Raw genomic sequence first — 24,896 nt, 5'->3', positions numbered from 1 at the left:
CAGGTCCTTTACATTGGTGAAGATTCAAAAGTTAGTTCAATCATGTATTCATGTTGGTCAACAATATGCGAAGTGGTGACCCAAACTGAATCAAGTCCGTGATCAAGTGCTTCAGTTTTAGCAAGGAACCGTCCCAATAATGCCCCGTTTTTGGCCACAAAGTCGTCAGCAAAGCGGTCCACTAGCAAACTATTATCCGGGAAATAAACCTCCGGATTAGCGACGGGGGTGCTATCTGGGAAAGTCATGTTTAAAACGTTTCGGTAGCCTAGCGGATTGATCCGTGCCATTTCAGGTTTATTGTCGATCCGGTATAAAACATTGTACAAAGAATCAGAATTGGTGGCCATGGTAAGTTCCTTTCTGTAACGGTTATTTTTTGGCTTAAAGTTGTTGCAATTCGTGTATACCAGTGTATAATAGCTGTTTATGACAAGTTGTCATTTTTGGGAGGTGCAACATGCCAAAACAAACTTTCTTTAATTTAAAGGATGAAAAGCAGCGCCGAATTATCGCGGCGGCGCGACGTGAATTTAGTCACCACCCTTTATATGAAAGCTCCATCAACAATATCATTAAAGAAGCTAAAATTCCCCGGGGGAGTTTTTACCAATATTTTGAGGATATTGCTGATTTATATGGCTATTATTTTAGTTTGATTTTGGAAGATATTCAAGCGAGACTCATTGACGAGGTTCGCCAAAATCACGGAGACATTTTTGCTGCGGTGCGAAAGTACGCGGGCGTTTTTTTGGAAGAGATCCTTGCGGGCGAGCACCGCGATTTCTACCGGAATTTCTTTTTGGGAGCTAACGCTTCGATTCGCGCCCGTGAAAATCATCACCCGGGCACCGGATTTAACGTCTTCCACTCCAAACGGATGCGGGAATTGCGTTCCCAATTACGAGAGGTAGTCGACTGGGATCAATTGAAAGTTACCAGTCAAAAAGACCAAGCCATGATTCAACAGTTGATCATGATGATTTTCTTTCATGCATTTGCTAGTTATTTTATCCACGCTGATGAAACGGATGAAGAACCTGCTACGGTGCAAAAAGAAATTGAACATAACTTGGATTGGCTAGAATATGGCGTAAGAAGAACGGAGGAAAAGTAGTTTATGTGGAAAATATTGAAAAAACGGTTAAGCTGGGGAGCTGTTTTAATCGGCACCGTCTTTTTAGTCGTTCAAATTGTTGGCGATTTAATTTTACCAAACATCACCTCGGACATTATCAATAACGGGGTTGCTAAGAACAATATCGACTACATTTGGAACTCAGGATTTAAAATGTTAGGCGTTTCCTTGATTGGGTTAATTGGTGCCGCGGTGAACGTGTATTTTGCCGCAACCCAAGCACAAAAGGTTGGCAATAAGTTGCGGAGTTCTTTATTTAAAAAGATTTCCTTCATGTCTAACTATGAATTCGAACGGTTTGGGGAAGCTTCATTAATTACCCGGACCACTAACGACGTTATTCAAATTCAAAACGTAGTGGTAATGATTTTGCGAATGATGCTGATGTCCCCAATTATGTTAGTGGGTGCCGGCTTCATGGCTTACCAGAAACAATCAGAACTCACGGGCGTCTTTCTCGTTGCGTTACCGGTGCTGGCAATTTTTGTGGGCTTGGTAATGTACTTCGCGGTTCCGCTCTTTAAAGGATTACAGAAGAAGATTGACCGGATTAACTTGGTTTTCCGGGAAGGCTTAACCGGTGTGCGGGTAATCCGGGCGTTCAACCAAGACCAATTTGAACAAGACCGGTTTGCCGATGCTAACCATGATTACATGCGCACCGGAATTAAGGTATTTACCATCGTCTCGTTCATGTTCCCAATCATGACGTTAATCATGAGCGGAACTAACATTGGAATCGTTTGGTACGGGGCGCATTTAATTGCCGATCGGACGATGGAAGTTGGTAACCTAGTGGCCTTCATGACGTACGCAACTCAAATTTTAATGAGTTTTATGATGCTTTCGATGGTTTTCGTAATGATTCCGCGGGCTTCTGCTTCAGCAGCCCGGATCAACGAAGTTTTGGAAACCCAAAACAGCGTTAACGACCAAGCAAAGACAACGGATTTACCAGCCCAACCAGCAACTACGCTAGCTTATAAGAATGTAGAATTCCGCTATCCTGGCGCAGAACGACTTTCGATTGATAACGCCAATTTCCAAGCTAAAGCAGGTGATACCGTGGCAATCATTGGGGGAACTGGTTCAGGAAAGACAACCTTGATTAGTTTACTACCACGGTTGTTTGACGTGACGGCAGGAAAGGTGGAACTGGACGGAGTTGATATCCGCCAGCTCAGCCAGCACGTATTGCACGATCAAATTGCCTTTGCACAACAAAAGGCCGTGCTCTTCAAGGGAACGATTCGTGAAAACATGCGTTACGGTAACCCTAAGGCAACCGATGAGGAAATTTGGCACGCCTTGGAAGTGGCCCAAGCAACCGAATTTATTAGTCGGGACGGCGATGGATTGGATACCTTTGTAGAACAAAACGGGGATAATTTCTCTGGTGGGCAAAAGCAACGCTTGTCGATTGCCCGCACGTTGGTTAAAAAGGCCCAAGTTTACGTGTTTGATGATTCATTTTCAGCACTCGATTTTAAGACCGACGCTAACTTACGGAAGGCGTTACGCGAAGATCCAGAAATCAAAAAGGGGATTGTGATTATCGTGGCCCAACGGATTGCAACGGTTGCGGATGCTGACTTAATCCTCGTCTTGGACGGCGGAAAGGTTGTTGGCCAAGGAACGCATGCTGAATTGAAGGCTAACAACGAAACCTATAGAGAAATTATCGATTCCCAAATCAAGAAAGGAGACCAAGCAAATGGCTAAACCAACAAAACCAGTAAATGCACCTCGTCCTGGACGACATGGCGGCCCCGGTGGGGTAATTGAAAAACCGCAGAACTTTTGGAAATCAGCGGTTCGGTTAGCAAAGTATTTATCTCCTTGGATGTTTGGCTTTATCGTCGTGTTGATCCTCGCAGCACTTTCGACCCTTCTGCAAATTCGGGCACCGAAAGTTTTAGGAGAAGCAACTACCGAAATTTTTAAAGGCGTGATGAAGGGCGCTATGAAAATGAAGATGGGGATGCCCGTTCATCATTTTCCGGTTAATTTTGATAAAGTCTTCCAAATCTTGGTTACGGTAGGAATTCTTTACGGACTCTCCGCAGCCTTCAGCTTTATTCAACAAGTGGTAATGACCCGGGTTTCGCAAAAGGCAGTTGCCCAATTGCGGAGCGATTTTAAAGACAAGATGCAAAAATTACCGATTTCATACTATGATACCCATTCAAACGGGGACATCATGAGTCGAATGACTAACGATATGGATAATATCAGTTCCACGTTGCAACAAAGTTTGACCCAGTTGGTCACGAGTGCTTTGCAATTCGTCGGTGTTTTGTACATGATGTTGACGATTAGTTGGAAATTGACTTTAGTAGCCGTGGCTACCGTTCCATTAAGTTTGATTGTGGTAACGATCGTTGCTCCTAAGTCACAACGTTACTTCAAGTCCCAACAAAAGCATCTAGGATTGATGAACGACCAGGTTGAAGAAACTTATGCCGGACACACGGTAATTAAAACTTACAACCACGAGCAAAAAGCCATTGAAGATTTTGAAAAAGAAAACGTTAAGTATTATCGGTCAGCTTGGAAAGCCCAATTTATCAGTGGGCTGATCATGCCGTTAATGAACTTTGTTAAGAACTTGGGTTACTTGATGGTTGCCGTATTAGGTGGTGTTCAGGTAGCTCACGGAAGGTTATCATTAGGTAACGTACAAGCATTTCTGCAATACACACAACAGTTTTCCCAGCCGATTACGCAAGTGGCCAACATTGCCAACACCTTGCAAATGACCATGGCGTCTGCAGAACGGGTCTTTGAAGTGCTGGATCAACCTGAAATGGAAGAAACCCATACGGACGTTGCCAAGGTTGATACGAGTGCTAAGGTAATTATTGATGACGTTGATTTCCGTTACGTGCCGGACAAACCGTTGATCCGTAACTTTAACTTGCGGGTTGAACCGGGCGAAATGGTTGCAATTGTTGGACCAACTGGGGCTGGAAAAACCACCATCATTAACCTGTTAGAACGTTTTTACGACGTTAACTCCGGGACCATTTATTTAGATGGAGAAGATACTCGTAACATGTCCCGCAACGAGCTGCGGAAACACATTGCCATGGTATTGCAAGATACCTGGCTGTTTACCGGAACCATTCGGGAAAATATTAAGTATGGTCGGGAAGGGGCTACTGACGAAGAAATGTACGCGGCAGCCAAAGCAGCCCACGCGGACGGCTTCATCCGCCAATTACCAGACGGCTATGACACGGTCTTAAATGAGGCGGCATCTAACATTTCGCAAGGACAGCGACAATTACTAACGATTGCCCGCGCGTTCTTAGCAGACCCTGACATCTTGATTTTGGATGAAGCAACTAGTTCGGTAGATACCCGGACCGAAGTCTTAATTCAAAAGGCGATGAACCGGTTGTTGAAGAACCGGACCAGTTTCGTGGTTGCGCACCGACTTTCGACCATCCGAAATGCCCAAAACATCGTGGTCATGAACCATGGACAGATTGTAGAAACTGGTAACCATGACGGCTTAATGGCCCAAAATGGCTTCTACGCTGATTTATATAATTCACAGTTTGCCAGTGGTGAAGTGATTTAATTTACCGGGCTAAAAAATTAAAACGGGAACGAAGCTTAGTATAATCAGCATCGATGTGTGTGGATGATATCTTGACTTCGTTAACGTTAATTGACTATAGAGAGTGGGACAAAAGCCGGGGAGTTTGCGAGCATTAACTGGAAATTGACCATTATGCCTGAATTTGGCATAATGGTCAATTTTTTGTTAAGCGGCACAAACTGGCTTTTGACACACGTTTCGGCTCTATTAAAGTCAAAATACTAAAACACTAAAACACCTTTTTGTTTTCCTGAACGTTTTTGTTATGGAAAGTAGGATATAATTCAAGTGGAAATTTAGTTTGGAAAAAAGCGGGGGATAAAATGAGCTTTGAAAAAACGCGGGCGTTAATTGCCGAAATGCTTGAGCGACAAATCATTCCTGGAGTGGACTATACGCTAATTCAGCACGGAAAAGTTAAGTATACGGTAACGCAAGGAACTGAAACGGGGGCTCCAGGTGCGCGAAAGTTAACTGAAGGTCGTTATTTTGATTTAGCGTCACTGACCAAGGTGATGGGGACAGTGCCACTGATTTTGCGGTTAGCGGCGGAAAAACAATTGGAACTTGATGAATCGGTAAGTACATACTTACCAGAAATTAAGGACACCCGGGTTACCATCCGGCACTTATTAACGCACACGTCGGGAGTCACCGCGTGGATTGACCACCGGGATGACTTGTCCGCCAGTCAACTGCGCGAAGCTATATACGCCCAAGTTAGTTTTGGGACGAAGTTCAACCAAGAAATTGAATATAACGATTATAACTACCTTTTACTGGGCTTCATTGCGGAAAAAATAACCCATCTGCCAGTTCAAAAGGCAATCCAGCAATTAGTTTTAATGCCGTGGCAGCTCACCCAGAGCACGTTCAACCCGGATCCGTTCCAAACAGTGCCGACGGGAATTCGGAATGGCATCTTATTACGCGGACAAGTTCATGACCCAAAAGCCGCCTCCCTGGGAGCACATGCCGCCTCGGCAGGGTTGTTTGCGACCAAGGCTGACGTAGTTAAATTCACCCAAAAAATGCTAGCGCCCCAAAACGAACTGTTCGGGTTTAACCAGCAGCAGGATTTTTTAAATAACCAAACTGCTAGTCCGGCGTTGCAACGCTCATGGGGCTGGGCGTTTGTTTGCCGCAATGCTGACCAAGTGGTGTTGCGGCATAGCGGATTTACCGGGACGTTTATCTTATGGGACCGAATGACCCAAAATGCGTTAGTGCTGTTGTCCAACCGGCTTTATCCAGAACCTAACTTAGAATTTTTGGATTATCGCCAACAAATTTATCAAACTTTTGCGGCAGAAGATAAATTAAAGTAAGGGCTTAAAGATAAAAAGGGGTTATGGTATTCTTATTATTGAGTGAATGAAAGGGGTTTTATAAACTATGAGCGAACCATTATTTTTGAACCCGGTTTTCCATGAGAAAATTTGGGGCGGCGACCATTTGAAGACTAAGTTTGGTTATGATATTCCTAGTGACCATACCGGAGAATGTTGGGCAATTTCTGCCCATCCACACGGACCTGCCGCAATTGCGAACGGTGAATTTAAGGGGATGACCCTCGATCAATTATGGGACCAGCATCGCGAGCAGTTTGGCAATGCCAAGGGCGAGGTTTTTCCTTTATTGACTAAAATTTTAGATGCTAACCAAGACTTGTCCGTGCAGGTCCATCCGGACGATGCTTACGCTGCCGAACACGAACATGAATTGGGCAAGACTGAATGTTGGTACATTATTTCAGCTGAGCCAGGGGCTGAATTATACTACGGACATAATGCGCAAACTCGCGAAGAACTTGCCGACTGGATTAACCATGGTAAATGGGATGAATTATTCCGCAAAGTTCCGGTTAAGGCGGGCGAATTTTACTATGTACCTAGCGGAACCATTCATGCGTTGGGCAAGGGCATTATGGTACTAGAAACCCAACAAAGCAGTGACACCACTTACCGGTTGTACGATTTTGACCGGGTGGATAAGACGACTGGTAAGAAACGCGAGCTACACTTACAACAGTCCATCGACGTTACTAACGTGCCTCATCACGATCCCCAATTAAACATTACCAATGAACAAGTTGGGGATGCTCAAGTAACCACCTTTGTGCAACCGCCAGTATCGAAGTATTTCTCGGTTAAACGGGTGGAACTACATGATGGTAGCGCAGAATTCAACCGGGAAGGTTTGTACACCTTAGTTTCGGTGTTAGACGGTGAAGGAACGCTCACGGTGGATGGTCAAGACTATCCAATTAAGAAGGGGCAACACTTCATTTTACCGAACCCAGTTAAGCAGTGGCGCTATCAAGGTAACTTAGAATTAATCGTTAGTGAGCCTGGCGAAGAATAATAAAAATAGGTATTGAACTATAAATAAAAAGAGTAGGACAAGTGACCGCGCGGTTACTCTTCCTACTCTTTTAATATTTGATGTTAAAAGGTTGGTTCGATTTTTAATGCTTCCTGGGCGCTTAAATCAGCATCAGGGTAACGCCGGTGTAACGCTGTCAGGAGAATTCGCTTGGCGAGGTTTCCGTTTCTGGTAAGAATCGGGCCGTGGAAATATGAACCGTAAACATTTTTGTAGATAACGCCTTCCGATTCGTCTTCACCGTTATTTCCGTTTCCGGTGACCACTTTCCCTAGGGGACGTTCGTCCTTACCTAGATAAGTTTTACCGTTGTGGTTTTCAAAACCATGGTAAGTTTCGCCAGTTTCCTGGTTTTTAATTACGATATCGCCAATGAACCGGTTATCATCTTGGCTCAATGTGTAGTGATCTAAGGCACCAATCCCGCTAATTTTTTCACCGTTTGCGCCTACGTAATAGTGACCAAGGAGTTGGTAGCCTCCACAGATTGCTAGAAGGGGACCGCCATCTTCAATATAGCTGGTCAGCTCCGCCTTTTTATTTTGTAAGTCTCGGGAAACGATGGTTTGTTCGTAATCTTGACCGCCGCCGAAGAAAACGATGTCCCAATCCTTAGCGACAAACTGGTCGTCAAGGCTAACGATTTGGATGTCTAACTTAGTGTCCATCATTTTAGCGTAGTAGTTAAGGGCTAATAAGTTGCCGTTATCCCCGTAGGTATTAAGCAAATCACCATATAAATGGGCGACCTTTAATTCGTATTTCATAATTAAACCCCCTCCTTAATATAGCCGTCACTAATTAGTTGTTTACGTAGTTGTAACATAGCCGTGTAGGTTGCAAAAACGTAAACCCGGGTAGTAGGGAGCCGTTTAATATTTGCAATCGCGTCGGGCAAGTTATCGTAAGTCCAAAGTTGGTCATCAGTGACGCCAGCCACCTTCAAACGGAAGGTAATGTCTTTGTACCGCTCGCCACCGGTGATGTATTGTTGAATGTTCATTTGTGCTAATTTTTCGAAATTACCGTCCCAAATCCAGCTTGTATCAATTCCGTCGGCGTAGTTGGCATTTAAAAGACCCACGAAGGAGAACGGCTCGGTTTCGGTACCCACCATGTCGATGACTTGGTTTAAACCTACCGGATTCTTCACCAGCACAATGGTTAGTTCCTTACCATCCACGTTAATTTGCTCTTGGCGGCCAAAGACCCGTTCGTCAGGATCGTTAAGCGCCTTTTGAATTTGCGAAGTGGGTACGCCCATGAACTTACCCACGGAGTAAGCCGCAAGGGCGTTGTAGACGTTGTACAACCCACCGATGTGCAGAGTAAAGTTGGACGCGTCGATGAAAAACTTAGAATAGTTAGGTGTCAACTTAGTAATCTGCGTTAGTTGGAAATTAAGTTCTGGCCGGTGCCAACCGCAGTGAGGGCAGTAGTACTTACCCTGGTTGCTATAACTAATGAATTTATAGTGAATAATGTGTTCGCAACGCGGACAAACTACGCCGTCCGTATTTGGGTCGGCCTTCATTTCGCCATCCGCTTGGTTATTAAAACCGTAATATAAAATAGGGTTTGGTAAATCCACCGAATTAAAGATTGGCATGTCGCCGTTAGCAATGATGGTGGCTTCCGGAGCTAACTTGACCCCGTCTAAGATTTTTTGGTAAGTGGTGTAAATTTCGCCGTACCGGTCCATTTGATCCCGGAAAATGTTGGTAAATACAAAGGCAATCGGTTTAATATACTGGGTGACCTTAATTACGTTAGCCTCGTCAACTTCTAAAACGGCAATGTTTTTCCCGTTTTTAGAACGGTGGTCGGTCAAAAAAGTGGTGACGATCCCTTGCTCCATATTAGAACCCGTGGGGTTGGTTAAAACGTGCTCGTATTTTTGACGTAAAACCTTTACCGTAAGTGCGGTTGTTAAGGTCTTCCCGTTAGTTCCCGTGATGACGATTACGTCATAGTTTTGGCCCAGATCTTTTAAAATTGTAGGGTCGATTTTGGTAGTGATTTTACCAGGGAGTGAACTACCTCCGGAACGAAATGTATGCAAAAACCAATACGATGATTTTCCCGCCATTTTGGCAATTGAACTTCTAAATGACATGCTACTCCTCCCGATTCTTCTCAAACATCTAAAACAATATTTTAAGCTGATTTTGGCAAAAAGAAAAGCAAAGAGTAGCGGGCTGTGCAAAATCTTAACTATTTTAGGTCGGCATTCAGCCAAGCGGAGCGGTTATTAAATCTTGAAAGCCGGATTGTTAAGGTAATAATAGGAAGATTTTGAATATTTCGGACCGGAAAAAGGCGTTTAAACATTGCGTTACCCCTGTTTGAGGAAAAAACTACATTTTATTTTTGAGCGGATGAATTTTTAGTTTATATCAGCTATACTTATTTCTTGGAGAATAAAATTAGGAGTGGGGCAAAATGGCACAGTTATTTTTCCATTATGGAGCCATGAATAGTGGCAAATCGATTGAGATTTTAAAGGTTGCTCATAATTACGAAGAGCAGGACAAACAGGTTGTTTTAATGACTAGTGGCATTGACACCCGTACTGGAGTTGGCGAAATTTCCAGCCGAATTGGGTTACGCCGGGATGCATTTCCAATTTTTGACGATACCGATATTTACGCGGGAATCAAACAGGCGGAAACGAATCCGGCGTGCGTGCTGATTGATGAAGCCCAGTTTTTAAAGAAGCATCACGTACTAGAATTGGCCAAGGTGGTTGATGAACTAGGGATTCCCGTGATGACTTTTGGCTTAAAAAACGACTTCCGCAACGAACTTTTTGAAGGTTCGAAGTACCTTTTGTTATACGCGGATAAGATTGTCGAAATGAAGACCATTTGCTGGTTCTGCAAACATAAAGCGCTAATGAACTTACGGGTGCATAATGGTAAACCAGTTTACGAAGGCGAACAGGTCCAAATCGGCGGAAATGAATCTTACTATCCGGTTTGCCGGCGTCACTACTTTAACCCACTAATTGAAGAAATGAGGAATTAATTAATGGATATTATGGATAAAGTGCAAGCAGTTGCGGATCGCTACGATGAATTAAGCGAATTGTTGGCGGATCCGGAAGTGTTGGCTGATTCACAACGTTATCAAGAATTATCAAAAGAAGAAGGCGAAATCCGTGAAACGGTAGAAAAATACCGGGAATACCGCAAAGTGGTTGATTCAATCGCAGAAAACGAAGAACTACAACGCGAAAAGCTTGATCCAGAAATGGATAGTTTGGTAAAAGCGGAGCTAGCGGACTTACGCGACCAAAAGGAAAAGCTTGAAGAAGAAATTAAAGTATTAATGTTGCCTAAGGACCCTAACGACGATAAAAACATCATTATGGAAATTCACGGGGCGGCTGGCGGAGATGAAGCCAGTTTGTTTGCGGCTGATTTATACAATATGTACACTCGCTATGCCGAATCACAAGGCTGGAAAGTACAAATTGTCGACGAAAACGCCACGGATGTAGGTGGTTTCAAGGAAATCGTTTTGATGATCTCAGGTGACAAAGTTTACTCTAAATTGAAGTACGAAAACGGCGCTCACCGAGTTCAACGGGTGCCGGTAACGGAATCCGCTGGACGGGTGCACACTTCTACCGCCACGGTGGGGGTAATGCCCGAAGCTGAAGACGTGGATATCGAGATTGATCCTAAGGACATTCGTACCGACGTATACCGTTCTTCAGGTGCTGGTGGACAGCATATTAATAAGACTTCTTCTGCGGTGCGGATGACCCACTTGCCAACCGGAATTGTGGTTGCGATGCAAGATGAACGTTCTCAGCAACAAAACCGGGAAAAGGCTATGCGAATTTTGAAGGCCCGGGTTTACGACTATTACCAATCCCAAGAAGAAGATGCTTATAATGAAGAACGGAAGAACGCCGTCGGAACGGGGGACCGTTCGGAACGGATCCGGACTTATAACTTCCCGCAAAACCGGGTTACCGACCACCGCATTGGTTTGACGTTGAACAAGTTGGACCGGGTGATGAATGGGGAGCTTAATGAAATTATTGAAGCGTTAATCCTAGACGATCAAGCTAAGAAAATGGAAGCTTTACGAAATGAATAATCCAACATATTTTGAAGCCCTGAAATGGGCTTCTTTGCTTATCCAGGAACATCATGGCGATGAAAATGCTCCTGAACTGATTATGATGGACCGGATGGAATGGAATCGGACGGAATTACTTGTACACTATCGCCAGCAATTACGTCTTGACCAGTGGCAACAGTTTCAAAAAGACGTTCAACGAGCGGTTAACGGGGAACCCGTCCAGTACATTACTAACAAGGCCAATTTTTATGGGCGTGAATTTTACGTAGATTCTCGGGTGCTAATCCCGCGGGTGGAGACTGAAGAATTAGTTGAACACATTTTAAATGCGCACCCTCAATTAAACCAACCGCTCCGGGTTTTAGACATTGGAACAGGAAGCGGCAACATTGCCATCACTTTAAAACTTGAACGTCCAGATTGGCAAGTTACCGCCGTAGACATTGCTAGTGAGGCATTAGCGGTCGCCCAGCAAAATGCTCACCAGCAAGAAGCGGTGGTTGATTTTCGGCAAGGTTCCTTATTTGACGCGGTTAAAGGGGAACGTTTTGACATCATTGTTAGCAATCCGCCGTACATTGCCGAAAATGAGCGGGACGTAATGGACCAATCCGTGATAGAATACGAACCAGATAAGGCACTTTTTGCACCGGATGATGGTTTGTTTTGGTATAAACAAATTGGTAGACAGCTGGCTAATCATTTAACGAATGCTGGCCAGTTATGGTGTGAATTTGGTTATCATCAAGGAGCAAAGTTAAAACAATATTTTAGTGAATTACCTGGAGTTAAGGACGTGGACGTGCTCCAAGACTTAAGTGGCCATGACCGGATACTTTGGGTAAGGGGAGGATCGGTGATTTAGAATGAGTGAAATATTTCAAAGTGAAAATTTAGCTGACGCAGCCGCGGCAATTCAGCGCGGGGAATTGGTGGCATTTCCAACCGAAACCGTATACGGCTTAGGAGCGGATGCTACTAACCCAGATGCGGTAAAGAAAGTTTATCAAGCAAAGGGCCGGCCATCAGATAACCCGTTGATTGTTCACGTTACGGGTCCAGCACAGGTAGCCGAATTTGCCGAAATCGACGCCCAAAGTAAGCAGTTGATGGATACTTTTTGGCCAGGACCGCTCACCATTATTTTGCCGATCAAACCGCACGCATTGGATCCAGTAGTAACTGGAGGCTTGACGACCGCTGCGTTTCGTAACCCAGATACCCCGTTAACCCTTAAGTTAATCGAGCAGGCGGGTGTGCCGTTAGTGGGGCCTTCTGCAAATACTTCGGGAAAGCCGAGTCCAACTAAGCCAGCCCACGTTATGCACGATTTAAATGGCAAAATTGCGGGCGTTTTAGATGGTGGCGAAACTAAAATTGGGGTTGAGTCGACGGTATTGGATATGTCCGGTGCGGTACCAAGCGTTTTACGGCCAGGTGCCGTTACTCCTGAGGATTTAACCCCAATCTTAGGAGAAGTGCAAACTGATCACCATAAAGTTGGCAAGGACGAAGTGCCGAAAGCTCCAGGAATGAAGTATAAGCACTACGCTCCGAACGCCCAGGTGTACATCGTCAAGGACGCTCAGTGGTCAAAAGTGGCGGATTGGGTAGCCCAACATGCACAACAACCCGTTGGGGTATTAGCAACGTCGGCCATTTTTGATAGTACCAAGTTGATTGATTTTGATAACGTTGATTTTATTTCGTTAGGAGAAGATGCGCGAACCGCAAGTCACCACCTCTTTGACGGATTGCGTACCTTTGATGGAAAACCGCAGATTAAGGTGATTTTTGCGCAAGCGTTTGACCCTACTGGGATTGGGGCAGCTTATATGAACCGGTTGCAGAAATCTGCGGGGAATACTTACTTCGACGAAATTAACTAGGAGGGATTGCCAATGAACTACCAAGAACAGGATCCGCAATTGTGGACAGCGATTGATCGGGAAGCCGATCGCCAACAACATAATATTGAATTGATTGCTTCAGAAAACATTGTTTCGGCAGCGGTCCGGGCTGCGCAAGGCAGCGTTTTAACTAATAAGTATGCGGAAGGTTACCCAGGACGCCGTTATTATGGTGGTTGCGAGTACATTGACCAAGTAGAACAATTAGCCATTGATCGGGCTAAAGAACTGTTTGGCGCGGAATATGCCAACGTGCAGCCCCACTCCGGTTCCCAAGCTAACGCAGCCGCGTACGCTGCATTTATCAAACCCGGGGATAAAATCCTTGGAATGGATCTGAACGCGGGCGGTCACTTAACCCACGGTGCCAAGGTTAGTTTCAGCGGTACATTCTATGAATCGGTGACTTACGGAATTGATCCGCAGACCGAACGGTTAGATTATGAACAAATCCGGCAGATTGCCTTGAAGGAACGGCCACAAATGATCGTGGCGGGGGCTTCGGCATATAGTCGGATTATCGATTGGCAAAAGTTCCGAGAAATTGCTGACGAAGTGGGCGCCTTCTTAATGGTGGACATGGCGCATATTGCGGGACTAGTGGCTGTCGGATTGCATCCGTCACCAGTGGGGATTGCTGACGTAGTCACTACTACTACCCACAAAACGCTTCGGGGACCTCGAGGCGGGATGATTTTGTCGCAAGCAAAATACGCAAAACAAATTAACTTCGCAGTCTTTCCTCAAAACCAGGGTGGTCCGTTAGAACACGTGATTGCTGCTAAAGCAGTTGCGTTAGGGGAAGCTTTACGCCCCGAGTTTAAGGATTATCAAGCTCAGGTGATCAAAAATGCGCAAGCAATGGCGGAAGTTTTTGAAAACGAACCAGATCTGCACGTAGTTACCGGTGGGACTGATAATCACTTAATGACGGTTGATCTGACCCAAACCGGACATAACGGAAAGGAAATTCAAGACTTATTAGATACCGTTTATATCACGCTAAATAAAGAGGCAATCCCTGACGAAAAGTTAAGCCCATTTAAAACTTCGGGAATTCGGATTGGGACCCCCGCCGTTACTACCCGGGGTTTTAACGAAGCAGACAGTCGTAAGGTCGCGGAGCTGATCATTCGCGCAATTCACCACGTTGACGAACCAGAAGTACTCGCCCAAATTAAACAAGAAGTGTTTGATTTAACGAATCAATATCCACTATCTTAAATTAAACCTAGTTTTTTTACGGTTTTTTAGCTACAATTGATAAGGAATTTGAAAGGAGCGAGTTTAGACATGGGGAAGTTTGAAGTTCTCGACCACCCGTTGATTCAACATAAGTTGACGTTAATTAGAGACAAGAATTGCAGTACAAAGGAGTTTCGTGAAATAGTTAACGAAATTTCAACATTGATGGCTTATGAAGTTTCACGGGATATGCCGTTAGAAGATGTTGAAATCGAAACACCAATCGGAAAATCTATTCAAAAACAAATCTCGGGTAAAAAAGTGGCCATCGTGCCAATTTTACGTGCGGGATTAGGAATGGTAGACGGGATGGCTGAATTGCTACCCGTTGCTCGGATTGGTCATATCGGGATGTATCGCGATGAAGAGACCTTAAAGCCAACCGAATACTTTGTTAAGTTGCCAAGCGACATTAGCGAACGCCAAGTATTCGTAGTTGACCCAATGCTTGCCACCGGTGGTTCAGCAATCATGGCGGTGGATGCGTTGAAAAAACGTGGCGCAAGGGACATTCGTTTTTGCAGTCTAGTAGCCGCTCCTGAAGGGGTAAAAGCTTTAGAAGAAGCTCATCCAGATATTGATATTTATACAGCTGCATTAGATGAAAAACTAAATGAAGATGGTTACATCGTTCCTGGACTAGGTGACGCCGGTGACCGCTTGTTTGGTACTAAATAAATAGATGTGTTGGATTTTATAACCAACGGTTAAGCTGCTGTGACAAAAGTCATTAAACAAAAAACGATTCATGAGGTGAAACTTCCTCATGAATCGTTTTTATTTTGGCGTTTTGACTTCAATAGAGCCAAAACGTGGAACAAACTACCCGACTTTTGTCCCACTCTCTTTTTTGTTTTCTGCGCGGTTTGGTAAGTGAAAAGATTTGTCAATTGAGAAAAAATAGTTTTATTATGGGGTTAATAGAATACGCTTACAAATCAGGAGGAACGTATGGCTTACATCGAAGTACAACACGAATTTAAAATTTATCAAATGGGAGACAATCAAATTGTCGCGAACCGGGACGTGAATTTTACGATTGAGCAAGGGCAGATTGCCGTGATTTTAGGACCAAGCGGGGCGGGAAAATCCACGGTTTTAAATATGCTCGGGGGCATGGACAGCCCGACGAAGGGGAGCATCAACGTTGCCGGGACGGACATTGCGCAATTTAACGACCGCCAGTTAACGAAGTATCGGCGTAACGACGTTGGGTTTATTTTTCAATTTTACAATCTAATTCCGAATCTAACGACTACCGAAAACGTAGAATTAGCTACCGCACTGGTCAATGATGGGTTAGATCCGGTAACCGTCCTAAGAGACGTTGGGCTGGTAGAACGTTTGGATAATTTTCCTGCCCAGTTATCTGGCGGTGAGCAGCAACGGCTGGCAATCGCCCGAGCTTTAGCGAAGAATCCGAAGCTATTACTATGTGACGAACCGACTGGTGCATTGGATTATCAAACGGGTAAACAAATTTTACAACTGCTCCACGATGCTAGCCGAAAATTTAAAAAGACGGTCATCATTATCACCCATAATTCAGCAATTGCGAAAATGGCGGATCGAGTAATTCAAATTAATGATGCCCAGGTCCGGAGCATCGTAGATAATCCTCAGCCTGCTCCGGTCGAAGAAATTGAGTGGTAGGTGGCTGAGATGATAAAACTATTGTTACGCACGATTAAGAATTCTTTGGGGCGCTTCATTGCAATTAGTTTGATCATTATGCTGGGGACGCTGATTTTTGTGGGGGTAAAGGCGACCGGCCCGGCACTCAACGATTCGCTGCAAGCAACCGTGGTAAAGCATCATCTAAGTGATTTAGAGATTTTGTCTAGCCAAGGCTTCACCGAAACCGAACTTAAAGCAGTTCGGCAGGTTCCGGGAGCGCAGGTTGAAGGGGTTTTATTGCAAAACGTGCTTGGCGGCAAGAATCGGGACGCAATCGCCTTGTATGGTTATCAAAAAAATAATCTCCAAAATCAGTTGATTCTGAAACAAGGTCGGCTTCCCCGCAATCAGCACGAAATTGTTTTAGACCAGCAGGCCCGGCTACGTGGGGGTTACAAAATTGGGGACTACTTTAATTTAGAGAAAAATCCCCAGCTGAAATATCAAAAATACCGAATCGTGGGCTTTGCGGATTCTCCCCAATATGTTGACCATTCGACTAGGGGAGCGAGTAATTTAGGTACTGGGAAAGTAACCTACTTTGCTTATGTATCCCACTTAGCTTTCCACTCGTCCGTGTACTCCGGGATGCAAGTATATTTTCCGGAGCTGCAAAACCAAAAAATGTTTTCTAACAAGTATGAGCGGGCGGTAAAACGAAAAACTGCTCAAGTACGCCGCCAATTAACGCCGGCAGTTAAAAAACGCCGGCAAAGTTTGACAAAAAATGCACTAACACAAATTGAACAAGGAAAACAAAGGCTGGCACAGAGCCGGCAAAAGCTGGTAGCTGCCCAACAAGTGCTTAAACAGCAAGGTTTAACCGACGCGTCTGCAATGCGCACCTTACAACGTCAAGAAGCAAAGTTGCAGCAACAACGTCGGCAGCTTGATCAGCAAGCGCAGCGGATTAAAAAAGCGCTGCAACCGTCATTACTTTACCAAACTCGCCAAGACCTGCCAGGTTTTACGGGCTATGGAGAAAGTTCGCAACGGATTGCAGCAATTGCCAACGTTTTCCCGTTATTTTTCTTCCTATTAGCGGGCTTAATCACCTTCACAACCGTAACGCGAATGGTGGAGGAACAGCGCGGACAAATGGGGACGCTTAAGGCTTTGGGCTATGGGAAAGGTGCAATTGTTTTCCAATACGTTGCCTACGCAGGTTTAGCCGGAATTAGCGGTGCAGCTGTGGGAGCAGTGCTAGGGAACCAGTTGATTCCCCGGATCGTGTTAGCAATGTACCAGGAGTATGTGGTAGAAATCGTTAAAATTCCTGTGGATTGGCGCGCAATTGCTTTAGCGGCACTCCTGACGCTATTAGTAACTATTGGGGCGGCAACCTTAGTTTCGCTTCGAGAGGTGCGTACCTCCCCAGCAGCGTTACTCCGGCCCCGAGCTCCCCGTGCGGCGCATAAAATCCTTTTAGAACGGGTGCCCGGGTTATGGCGGCGGCTACGGTTCTTCCAAAAAATTAGCTACCGTAATTTATCACGCGCTAAGCTACGAGGATTAATGACCATTTTAGGAATTGCTGGCGGCACGGCCTTAATTTTGACCGGATTTGGAATTGCGAGCTCAATCAAAGAGGCTGGAAATCAGCAGTTTCAAAACGTTCTTCGATATGACGCAGTAGTACGAGCTCGGCAACCGAAAGATTTAACGAGTGTCCAAAATTCTTTAGAACGGAGCGCGGCTACTCGAGCAACGCTGCCAGTTTATACCGCGGTAGTACAAGTTAATCAACGACAAAAGACCGTGCGGGACGTTACGTTGACCGTGCCAAAGAATCCAGGGCAATTTGACCAGTTTGTCCGGTTACGTGATTATCAGAGCAATCATTCCATTGGTTTACCAACTAGGGGAGTGGTGGTTTCACCTAAGGTAGCCCGAATTTTGCACGTACAGGTTGGCGACCAAATTAAAATGCGGGTGCCTAATCAAAAAACGGTCCGGGTTCGAATCGCTAAGGTAGTGACAAATTACGCCGGTAACGTTATCTATGCATCACCAAGCGCCTATCAACGTGCGTTTAGCCACGCACCAAATTTTGCGAGCGTCTTAGTTAAGACTGATCACCAGCCTTCAGCGCGGCTTACAAAACGGTGGATGTCGGATAACGACAAAATTTTAGGCATTAGTTTAATGGCTGACCAAGCAGAAATGATCCAAAAAATGACCAAGCAGTTAGGACCGATTGTAATGATTTTTATTGGACTTTCAGCCATCCTGTCGTTTGTAGTACTTTACAATTTAAACAATATCAATATTGCGGAGCGATTATACGAACTTTCTACTATTAAAGTTTTAGGGTTTTATAATCGAGAGGTGACGCTTTACGTAGCTCGGGAAAGTATTATTCTAGCGATAATTGGTATTTTAGCTGGTTTTGGCTTGGGCAACTTTTTAACTGGTTACGTGATCAGACAAGCCGAAACTAATAACGTAATTTTTCCGCTAACTATCAAACCATTCGCTTATTTGGTGGCGGTTTTGTTAATGGTCATCTTTAACCTAGTCGTAGTTTATATTACCCACCGAAAACTCCAAAAAATCGACATGGTAGCGGCATTGAAGTCCAACGATTAGGGTGAGAATTTGACAAGAATTCAACGATAAAAAAGTGTGTTTAAAAATTGAAGCGGTACCATATAAAAAAAGTCGTAGATATCGGTAATCATTGCTTTGTCTTTTGTCAAAATTGGTGGTATCATTTCAATTGTATTTTCGGACGGAAAATACTGTCTTTTGTTCAAGTTTTTGACTTAATTTTTATCATTTTTGGATGGTAAATTTAGGTACACTTAGGTAGAAAAGAGGTGATATTCTGTGGGTGGTGAATCAATTTCAACTTTTCAGTTTCTTGGTCTAACATTTAGTACGGCAAACGTCATTTCGGGATTGGTTGCGGCCATAATTGTATTTGCAGTTGTGTTTGCATTTTCTCGAAATTTAAAACTAAAGCCGACTGGTAAACAAAATGCCTTAGAGTGGGTAATTGATTTTACAAATGGAATTTTGCGGAGCTCAGTTGACGAAACGGAAACCCGTAACTTCGGCTTGTATGCATTTACATTGTTCTTATTCATTTTTGTTGCCAATCAGCTTGGGCTGTTTCTACAAATTGCGTGGAACGATGTTACGTATCTAAGAAGCCCGACAGCTGATCCGATTGTCACTTTAACATTATCGTTGATCACAATGATGATAGCGCACTATTCTGGTGTGGCAAAATTTGGCTTCAAATCGTACTTCGAAAGAACGTACTTGTCGCCATTTAAAGTTTGGTTACCGATTGGTGTTTTTACAGAATTCATTGATTTCTTGACCCTTGGGTTACGTATCTTCGGTGTTATTTTCGCTGGTGAAATGTTACTTAAGATGATCGGGGGAATTGCGTTCTCTGGTGGCATCTTAAATATGGTAATCGCCATTCCACTTGCCTTGATTTGGCAAGGATTTTCCGTATTCTTAGGTAGTATTCAAGCGTTCGTATTCGTTACGTTGACAACCGTTTATATTTCTCATAAGGTCGAAGACGAATAATATTATATTTTTAGGTAGGAGGAACAACTATTATGGGTGCTATTGCAGCTGGAATCGCTATGTTTGGAGCCGCTATTGGTGGTGGTATCGGTGACGGAATCGTTATCGCAAAAATGCTTGAAGGTATGGCTCGTCAACCTGAATTATCAGGTCAATTAAGAACAACCATGTTCATTGGTGTTGGTTTGGTTGAAGCTATGCCAATCTTAGCCTTCGTTATTTCACTTCTTGTAATGAACAAGTAAGCGTGATAAATTAAGCAATTTATCGAAAGAAGGAGGTGTCAATAGATGTTTTCGCACATGATATTAGGAGCGGCACAAGGTAGTACTTTGTACGTTGGCGATATGTTGTTTTATGCGATCCTTTTTGTGGTCTTAATGGCATTAATTGCTAAGTTTGCTTGGGGTCCGGTCAATGCAATGTTAAAAGAACGTGCGGATCGGATTTCTAATGATATCGAATCAGCTGAACAAGCTAAAAAGGAAGCCCAAAAACTTGCTGAACAACGCAAGGAAGCCTTAGACAACTCTCACGCCGAAGCAACCACCATTATTAACAATGCTAAGAATAGTGGTGCTAAGGAACGTGAACTAATTGTCGGCAATGCTCAAGCCGAAGCGAAGTCATTGAAGGACAAAGCTAAACAAGATATTGAACAAGAACGTGCTGACGCACTCAAGAGTGCACAAGACGATATTGCGTCATTATCTATTGAGATTGCTTCCAAAGTTATCAAAAAAGAACTTGATGAAAATAGTCAAAAAGAATTGATTGATTCGTACATTGAAGGTTTAGGTGAGAGTAAATGAGTTTAGATAAAACTACAATTGCTAAGCGCTACTCCAAAGCTTTGTTTGACGTGGTCGCTGAACAAAACCAAATTGATCAAGTTCGAGATGAATTAAAGCAAATTCAACAGATCTTTGATGATAATGAAGGATTAGGCAAAATGTTGACCGATAAGGGTTTGAAGGATGATCAAAAACGTTCAATTATGGCGCTTTTGACCAAGGATGCTTCAAAGTACGTTGGCAACTTAATTAAAATGGCTTTTGATTACGGTCGAATGGATGATTTGACCGCAATCATCGCTGAGTTTAACCGCTTATGCGATGCTGATGCTTCAGTCGTTCGTGCTAAAGTTATTTCCGCCATTCCATTAAGTGATGAACAACTTCAAAAAATGGCTGAAAACTTTGCTAAACGTTTGAAAGTTAGCAAGGTTATTTTGGATAGTGAAGTCGATAATTCGATTATCGGCGGTGCAATCATTAAAACAGATGGTTTGATCTACGACGGTAGTATTCAAACCCAAATTAATCAAATTAGACAGCGCCTCGTTGGTTAGCTCGAAATTTGTAAAGAGGTGAAACTTTTATGAGCATTAAGGCTGAGGAAATCAGTGCTCTAATCAAACAGCAATTAGAAAACTACCAAGCCGAGCTTAACGTTGAAGAAACGGGTACAGTTACCTACGTTGGTGACGGGATTGCTCGCGCTCATGGCTTAGATAATGCTCTTTCTGGTGAACTTCTCGAATTCTCTAACGGTGTTTACGGAATGGTTCAAAACCTTGAATCAAACGACGTCGGGATTGTTATCATGGGTAACTATGATGAAATTCACGAAGGTGACACCGTTAAGAGAACTGGTCGGATCATGGAAGTTCCAGTAGGAGATGCCTTAATCGGTCGAGTTGTTAACCCATTAGGTGAACCGCTTGATGGTAAAGGCGCCATTAAAACTGACAAAACTCGTCCAGTTGAACATAAGGCTCCAGGGGTTATGCAACGGAAATCCGTTGATCAACCTCTCCAAACTGGTATTAAGGCGATTGACTCGTTAGTACCAATTGGCCGTGGTCAACGTGAGTTGATTATCGGGGACCGGAAAACTGGTAAAACTGCTTTAGCAATTGATACAATTTTGAACCAAAAGAACGAAGATATGATTTGTATCTATGTTGCGATCGGACAAAAGGAATCAACTGTTCGGACCCAAGTAGAAACGCTTCGGCGTTATGGCGCGATGGATTACACCATCGTGGTTAGTGCGGGTCCTTCAGAACCAGCTCCATTACTATACCTTGCACCATATGCGGGGGCAGCGATGGGTGAAGAGTTTATGTACAACGGCAAGCACGTTTTGATCGTTTATGATGATCTATCAAAACAAGCTGACGCTTATCGTGAGCTCTCCTTGATTCTTCGTCGGCCGCCTGGGCGTGAAGCTTACCCTGGGGATATTTTCTATACCCACTCACGTTTGCTAGAACGGGCAGCTAAGTTAAGCGATGACTTGGGCGGTGGTTCAATGACCGCCTTGCCATTTGTTGAAACCAAGGCTGGAGACGTTTCAGCTTACATTCCAACTAACGTAATTTCCATCACTGATGGACAAGTCTTCTTGGATAGCGACTACTTCCATTCCGGAGTTCGTCCAGCGATCGACGCTGGTACGTCAGTTTCCCGGGTTGGTGGGGATGCGCAAATCAAGGCGATGAAGAAAGTTTCTGGAACGTTGCGTCTAGACCTAGCTTCTTACCGTGAATTGGAATCATTTGCTCAATTTGGTTCTGATTTGGATAAGGCAACCCAAGCTAAATTAGCTCGGGGACGTCGGACGGTAGAAGTTTTGAAGCAACCGCTACACAAACCACTTCCTGTTGAAGACCAAGTGTTGATTCTTTACGCTTTGACACATGGTTTCTTGGATAAGGTTCCAGTAGATGATATTCAACGGTTCCAAGATGAACTCTTTGATTATGTTGCAAGCAACAACAAAGAGCTCACCGACGAAATCCGTGAAACAAAACAACTTCCGGACACGGAAAAAATGGATGCAGCCATCAAGGCTTTTGCAGAACATTTTCAACCAACCAAGGAAGCTAAATAAGGATATCAGCTAACGAGAGGAAAAGTGGTGAGAATTAATGGCAATATCTGAACAAGATGTTAAGCGGCGAATTGATTCGACTAAGAAAACTAGTCAGATTACGACTGCTATGCAAATGGTTTCAACGGCTAAGTTAAGCCAGATTCAGAAACATACAGTTGGATATCAAGTGTACGCGCAGAAAGTTGAGAGTATTGTTGCTCACCTGGCTAAATCGCATTTAATGAATGCGGGAGTGGCTGGCAAAGCTAGCTCTGATCAGGCTATATCAGCAGCTGATTTATTAGTTCAACGGCCAGTGAAGAAGACCGGATACTTAGTTATTACGTCTGATCGCGGGTTAGTGGGCTCATATAACAGTAGTGTGATTAAGCAAACTAACGATTTCATGAAAGAACACGGTCATGATGGCGGTGATGATGCCATAATTCTTGCGGTAGGTAGTACCGGGGCTGATTTTTACAAGAATCGCCCACAAAAGGTCGGCTACGAATACCGCGGGGTTAGCGACGTGCCTACTTTTAACGAAGTTCGGGAAATCGTCACTACCGTCACCAAGATGTACAAAGACGGTGAATTCGATGAATTATACGTTTGCTACAATCACTTTGTAAATCGACTTTCGAACAGCTTCCACGTTACTAAATTGTTGCCAATTGGCGGCGAAGAATTGGTAAACGATGGTAAGCACGAAACGATCACTGCTGAATATGAAACCGAACCATCTCCCGAAGTATTGTTGCAAGAAATCTTGCCACAGTATGCTGAGAGTTTGGTTTACGGTGCCATTTTAGATGCTAAGACGGCGGAACACGCCGCTAGTTCTTCAGCTATGCGCACCGCTTCTGATAATGCAAGTGATTTAATTGCAGATTTAGAGCTACAGTATAATCGCGCTAGACAAAGTGCTATTACGACTGAAATCACCGAAATTACCGGTGGTCAAGCCGCACTTGAATAAATTAACGAGAGGAATTAAACAATATGAGTACTGGTAAAGTTGTTCAAGTTATCGGACCAGTTATCGACGTTGAATTCCCCCTTGACGAAGAAATCCCAACAATCAATAATGCTTTGAAAATTAAAAAAGCAGACGGTACAATTTTAGTTTCTGAAGTAACGCTTGAGTTAGGTGATGGTGTCGTAAGAACCATCGCTATGGACGGAACGGAAGGGCTACAACGTGGCCTGGAAGTTGAAGATACTGGAGACTCAATTAAAGTACCAGTTGGTGATGAAACACTTGGTCGTGTTTTCAACGTCTTGGGTGAAACAATTGATGGTGGTAAAGAGCTAGGTCCAGATATAAAACGCGATCCAATTCATCGTGACCCACCAGAATACGACGAATTGAATCCAAGTACAGAAATTCTTGAAACAGGGATCAAAGTTATTGACTTACTTGCTCCATATATTCGGGGTGGTAAGATTGGTCTCTTCGGTGGTGCCGGAGTTGGTAAAACCGTTTTGATTCAGGAATTAATTCATAACATTGCACAAGAACATAATGGTATCTCAGTATTTACTGGGGTTGGAGAACGGACACGTGAAGGTAACGACTTGTACTTCGAAATGAAAGAATCGGGCGTTCTTGAACGTACGGCCATGGTGTATGGACAAATGAACGAGCCGCCTGGGGCTCGGATGCGGGTTGCTTTGACTGGTTTGACGATTGCGGAACACTTCCGTGATGTTGAAGGTCAAGACGTGTTGTTATTCATTGACAACATCTTCCGCTTTACCCAAGCTGGTTCAGAAGTTTCTGCCTTACTTGGTCGGATTCCTTCAGCCGTTGGTTACCAACCAACCTTGGCTACTGAAATGGGTCAATTGCAAGAACGGATCACTTCTACGAAGAAAGGTTCAGTTACTTCGATTCAAGCGGTTTACGTTCCTGCCGATGACTATACTGACCCTGCGCCAGCAACTACCTTCGCCCACTTGGATGCTACAACCAACTTGGAACGTAGCTTAACCCAACAAGGGATTTATCCTGCGGTGGATCCATTAGCTTCCACATCGACAGCTTTGGACCCAGAAATTGTTGGCGAAGAACATTACGAAGTTGCTAGTGAAGTACAACATGTTCTCCAACGTTACAAGGAATTGCAAGATATTATCTCAATCCTTGGGATGGATGAACTGTCTGATGAAGAAAAGACCGTAGTTGCACGGGCACGGCGGATTCAACTCTTCTTGTCACAAGACTTTAGTGTTGCGGCACAATTTACTGGTTTACCAGGACATTACGTCAAATTGGAAGACACCATCGCTGGCTTCAAGGGCATCCTTGAAGGTAAGTACGATGACCTTCCAGAAGAAGCATTCCGTTTGGTTGGTTCAATTGACGATGTGGTTGAAAAGGCTAAGAAATTAACTGCTACAGAAGATTAGG

At 44.1% G+C, this 24,896-nt stretch carries 23 protein-coding genes; 20 read left to right on the top strand and 3 right to left on the bottom strand.

Going from position 1 to position 24,896, the window contains the following annotated elements:
* Nucleotides 1-8 precede the first annotated feature (8 nt).
* The gene (locus HMPREF0623_RS03905; protein WP_002832164.1) at nucleotides 9-350 is read right to left on the bottom strand and encodes a hypothetical protein; all 342 of its coding nucleotides are present in this window, start codon (nucleotides 348-350) and stop codon (nucleotides 9-11) included.
* Between the two features lie 110 nt (nucleotides 351-460).
* Between HMPREF0623_RS03905 and HMPREF0623_RS03900 the strand changes: the two genes are divergently transcribed.
* The 5 genes from HMPREF0623_RS03900 (at nucleotide 461) to manA (ending at nucleotide 7,109) form a co-directional block, all read left to right on the top strand.
* Nucleotides 461-1,117 carry a TetR family transcriptional regulator gene (locus HMPREF0623_RS03900; RefSeq protein WP_002832163.1) on the top strand — a complete coding sequence of 219 codons (657 nt, stop codon included), beginning with the start codon at nucleotides 461-463 and terminating at the stop codon, nucleotides 1,115-1,117.
* 3 nt (nucleotides 1,118-1,120) lie between these two features.
* Nucleotides 1,121-2,860 carry an ABC transporter ATP-binding protein gene (locus HMPREF0623_RS03895; RefSeq protein WP_002832161.1) on the top strand — a complete coding sequence of 580 codons (1,740 nt, stop codon included), beginning with the start codon at nucleotides 1,121-1,123 and terminating at the stop codon, nucleotides 2,858-2,860.
* Nucleotides 2,853-4,724 carry an ABC transporter ATP-binding protein gene (locus HMPREF0623_RS03890; RefSeq protein ID WP_002832160.1) on the top strand — a complete coding sequence of 624 codons (1,872 nt, stop codon included), beginning with the start codon at nucleotides 2,853-2,855 and terminating at the stop codon, nucleotides 4,722-4,724. Before HMPREF0623_RS03895 ends, HMPREF0623_RS03890 begins: the two co-directional genes overlap by 8 nt.
* A 344-nt stretch (nucleotides 4,725-5,068) precedes the next feature.
* Nucleotides 5,069-6,073: a serine hydrolase domain-containing protein gene (locus HMPREF0623_RS03885; RefSeq protein WP_036671264.1), complete on the top strand. Its 1,005-nt coding sequence runs from the start codon at nucleotides 5,069-5,071 to the stop codon at nucleotides 6,071-6,073.
* A 67-nt stretch (nucleotides 6,074-6,140) separates the two neighbouring features.
* Entirely contained in the window at nucleotides 6,141-7,109 is a 969-nt protein-coding gene (gene manA, locus HMPREF0623_RS03880; RefSeq protein ID WP_002832157.1) for a mannose-6-phosphate isomerase, class I, read from the top strand.
* Nucleotides 7,110-7,192: 83 nt separating this feature from the next.
* Here the strand turns inward: manA and HMPREF0623_RS03875 are convergent, their stop codons facing one another.
* Together HMPREF0623_RS03875 and HMPREF0623_RS03870 are read right to left on the bottom strand one after the other, a co-directional pair.
* Nucleotides 7,193-7,897, bottom strand: coding sequence for a type 1 glutamine amidotransferase (locus HMPREF0623_RS03875; protein ID WP_002832156.1), 705 nt, complete (start codon nucleotides 7,895-7,897; stop codon nucleotides 7,193-7,195).
* Between the two features lie 2 nt (nucleotides 7,898-7,899).
* Nucleotides 7,900-9,246 (bottom strand): Mur ligase family protein, encoded by a 1,347-nt coding sequence (locus HMPREF0623_RS03870; RefSeq protein ID WP_004165460.1) that lies wholly within the window; start codon nucleotides 9,244-9,246, stop codon nucleotides 7,900-7,902.
* Between the two features lie 326 nt (nucleotides 9,247-9,572).
* Between HMPREF0623_RS03870 and HMPREF0623_RS03865 the strand changes: the two genes are divergently transcribed.
* The 15 genes from HMPREF0623_RS03865 (at nucleotide 9,573) to atpD (ending at nucleotide 24,895) form a co-directional block, all read left to right on the top strand.
* Nucleotides 9,573-10,157, top strand: coding sequence for a thymidine kinase (locus HMPREF0623_RS03865; protein ID WP_002832154.1), 585 nt, complete (start codon nucleotides 9,573-9,575; stop codon nucleotides 10,155-10,157).
* A 3-nt stretch (nucleotides 10,158-10,160) separates the two neighbouring features.
* Entirely contained in the window at nucleotides 10,161-11,240 is a 1,080-nt protein-coding gene (gene prfA / locus HMPREF0623_RS03860) for a peptide chain release factor 1 (RefSeq protein WP_002832153.1), read from the top strand.
* A complete protein-coding gene (gene prmC / locus HMPREF0623_RS03855) occupies nucleotides 11,233-12,090 on the top strand; it encodes a peptide chain release factor N(5)-glutamine methyltransferase (RefSeq protein WP_004166051.1) in 858 nt (285 codons plus the stop codon). The genes prfA and prmC overlap by 8 nt, the downstream gene beginning before the upstream one ends.
* A 1-nt stretch (nucleotide 12,091) precedes the next feature.
* Entirely contained in the window at nucleotides 12,092-13,114 is a 1,023-nt protein-coding gene (locus HMPREF0623_RS03850) for an L-threonylcarbamoyladenylate synthase (RefSeq protein ID WP_004166050.1), read from the top strand.
* A 12-nt stretch (nucleotides 13,115-13,126) separates the two neighbouring features.
* Nucleotides 13,127-14,359 carry a serine hydroxymethyltransferase gene (gene glyA, locus HMPREF0623_RS03845; protein WP_004166049.1) on the top strand — a complete coding sequence of 411 codons (1,233 nt, stop codon included), beginning with the start codon at nucleotides 13,127-13,129 and terminating at the stop codon, nucleotides 14,357-14,359.
* A gap of 69 nt (nucleotides 14,360-14,428) precedes the next feature.
* Complete coding sequence (upp, locus tag HMPREF0623_RS03840; RefSeq protein ID WP_002832148.1) at nucleotides 14,429-15,058, top strand: uracil phosphoribosyltransferase; 630 nt, start codon at nucleotides 14,429-14,431, stop codon at nucleotides 15,056-15,058.
* A gap of 273 nt (nucleotides 15,059-15,331) precedes the next feature.
* Nucleotides 15,332-16,033 carry an ABC transporter ATP-binding protein gene (locus tag HMPREF0623_RS03835; protein WP_004165456.1) on the top strand — a complete coding sequence of 234 codons (702 nt, stop codon included), beginning with the start codon at nucleotides 15,332-15,334 and terminating at the stop codon, nucleotides 16,031-16,033.
* A 9-nt stretch (nucleotides 16,034-16,042) separates the two neighbouring features.
* The gene (locus HMPREF0623_RS03830) at nucleotides 16,043-18,646 is read left to right on the top strand and encodes an ABC transporter permease (protein WP_036671262.1); all 2,604 of its coding nucleotides are present in this window, start codon (nucleotides 16,043-16,045) and stop codon (nucleotides 18,644-18,646) included.
* Between the two features lie 240 nt (nucleotides 18,647-18,886).
* Nucleotides 18,887-19,603 (top strand): F0F1 ATP synthase subunit A, encoded by a 717-nt coding sequence (atpB, locus tag HMPREF0623_RS03825; RefSeq protein WP_002832144.1) that lies wholly within the window; start codon nucleotides 18,887-18,889, stop codon nucleotides 19,601-19,603.
* Nucleotides 19,604-19,635: 32 nt separating this feature from the next.
* Nucleotides 19,636-19,848, top strand: a complete 213-nt coding sequence (gene atpE / locus HMPREF0623_RS03820; protein WP_002832143.1) for a F0F1 ATP synthase subunit C — start codon at nucleotides 19,636-19,638, stop codon at nucleotides 19,846-19,848.
* A gap of 45 nt (nucleotides 19,849-19,893) precedes the next feature.
* Nucleotides 19,894-20,415: a F0F1 ATP synthase subunit B gene (gene atpF, locus HMPREF0623_RS03815; protein WP_002832142.1), complete on the top strand. Its 522-nt coding sequence runs from the start codon at nucleotides 19,894-19,896 to the stop codon at nucleotides 20,413-20,415.
* Nucleotides 20,412-20,954 carry an ATP synthase F1 subunit delta gene (gene atpH / locus HMPREF0623_RS03810; protein WP_002832141.1) on the top strand — a complete coding sequence of 181 codons (543 nt, stop codon included), beginning with the start codon at nucleotides 20,412-20,414 and terminating at the stop codon, nucleotides 20,952-20,954. Before atpF ends, atpH begins: the two co-directional genes overlap by 4 nt.
* A 29-nt stretch (nucleotides 20,955-20,983) precedes the next feature.
* Nucleotides 20,984-22,501 carry a F0F1 ATP synthase subunit alpha gene (gene atpA / locus HMPREF0623_RS03805; protein ID WP_002832140.1) on the top strand — a complete coding sequence of 506 codons (1,518 nt, stop codon included), beginning with the start codon at nucleotides 20,984-20,986 and terminating at the stop codon, nucleotides 22,499-22,501.
* A gap of 37 nt (nucleotides 22,502-22,538) precedes the next feature.
* Nucleotides 22,539-23,462: a F0F1 ATP synthase subunit gamma gene (locus HMPREF0623_RS03800; protein ID WP_002832139.1), complete on the top strand. Its 924-nt coding sequence runs from the start codon at nucleotides 22,539-22,541 to the stop codon at nucleotides 23,460-23,462.
* Nucleotides 23,463-23,485: 23 nt separating this feature from the next.
* Nucleotides 23,486-24,895, top strand: a complete 1,410-nt coding sequence (atpD, locus tag HMPREF0623_RS03795) for a F0F1 ATP synthase subunit beta (protein WP_002832138.1) — start codon at nucleotides 23,486-23,488, stop codon at nucleotides 24,893-24,895.
* Nucleotide 24,896: the final 1 nt, after the last annotated feature.

The organism is Pediococcus acidilactici DSM 20284, from assembly GCF_000146325.1.
Lineage (GTDB): Bacteria > Bacillota > Bacilli > Lactobacillales > Lactobacillaceae > Pediococcus > Pediococcus acidilactici.
Note: the sequence above shows the minus strand (reverse complement) of the source record. Positions and strands in the feature narration are given on the sequence as shown.

Bases quoted from the DNA above. Each gene is read 5' to 3' on its own strand.
- HMPREF0623_RS03905 (WP_002832164.1), bottom strand. From the start codon at position 350: ATGGCCACCAATTCTGATTCTTTGTACAATGTTTTATACCGGATCGAC.
- HMPREF0623_RS03900 (WP_002832163.1), top strand. From the start codon at position 461: ATGCCAAAACAAACTTTCTTTAATTTAAAGGATGAAAAGCAGCGCCGA.
- HMPREF0623_RS03895 (WP_002832161.1), top strand. From the start codon at position 1,121: ATGTGGAAAATATTGAAAAAACGGTTAAGCTGGGGAGCTGTTTTAATC.
- HMPREF0623_RS03890 (WP_002832160.1), top strand. From the start codon at position 2,853: ATGGCTAAACCAACAAAACCAGTAAATGCACCTCGTCCTGGACGACAT.
- HMPREF0623_RS03885 (WP_036671264.1), top strand. From the start codon at position 5,069: ATGAGCTTTGAAAAAACGCGGGCGTTAATTGCCGAAATGCTTGAGCGA.
- manA (WP_002832157.1), top strand. From the start codon at position 6,141: ATGAGCGAACCATTATTTTTGAACCCGGTTTTCCATGAGAAAATTTGG.
- HMPREF0623_RS03875 (WP_002832156.1), bottom strand. From the start codon at position 7,897: ATGAAATACGAATTAAAGGTCGCCCATTTATATGGTGATTTGCTTAAT.
- HMPREF0623_RS03870 (WP_004165460.1), bottom strand. From the start codon at position 9,246: ATGTCATTTAGAAGTTCAATTGCCAAAATGGCGGGAAAATCATCGTAT.
- HMPREF0623_RS03865 (WP_002832154.1), top strand. From the start codon at position 9,573: ATGGCACAGTTATTTTTCCATTATGGAGCCATGAATAGTGGCAAATCG.
- prfA (WP_002832153.1), top strand. From the start codon at position 10,161: ATGGATATTATGGATAAAGTGCAAGCAGTTGCGGATCGCTACGATGAA.
- prmC (WP_004166051.1), top strand. From the start codon at position 11,233: ATGAATAATCCAACATATTTTGAAGCCCTGAAATGGGCTTCTTTGCTT.
- HMPREF0623_RS03850 (WP_004166050.1), top strand. From the start codon at position 12,092: ATGAGTGAAATATTTCAAAGTGAAAATTTAGCTGACGCAGCCGCGGCA.
- glyA (WP_004166049.1), top strand. From the start codon at position 13,127: ATGAACTACCAAGAACAGGATCCGCAATTGTGGACAGCGATTGATCGG.
- upp (WP_002832148.1), top strand. From the start codon at position 14,429: ATGGGGAAGTTTGAAGTTCTCGACCACCCGTTGATTCAACATAAGTTG.
- HMPREF0623_RS03835 (WP_004165456.1), top strand. From the start codon at position 15,332: ATGGCTTACATCGAAGTACAACACGAATTTAAAATTTATCAAATGGGA.
- HMPREF0623_RS03830 (WP_036671262.1), top strand. From the start codon at position 16,043: ATGATAAAACTATTGTTACGCACGATTAAGAATTCTTTGGGGCGCTTC.
- atpE (WP_002832143.1), top strand. From the start codon at position 19,636: ATGGGTGCTATTGCAGCTGGAATCGCTATGTTTGGAGCCGCTATTGGT.
- atpF (WP_002832142.1), top strand. From the start codon at position 19,894: ATGTTTTCGCACATGATATTAGGAGCGGCACAAGGTAGTACTTTGTAC.
- atpH (WP_002832141.1), top strand. From the start codon at position 20,412: ATGAGTTTAGATAAAACTACAATTGCTAAGCGCTACTCCAAAGCTTTG.
- atpA (WP_002832140.1), top strand. From the start codon at position 20,984: ATGAGCATTAAGGCTGAGGAAATCAGTGCTCTAATCAAACAGCAATTA.
- HMPREF0623_RS03800 (WP_002832139.1), top strand. From the start codon at position 22,539: ATGGCAATATCTGAACAAGATGTTAAGCGGCGAATTGATTCGACTAAG.
- atpD (WP_002832138.1), top strand. From the start codon at position 23,486: ATGAGTACTGGTAAAGTTGTTCAAGTTATCGGACCAGTTATCGACGTT.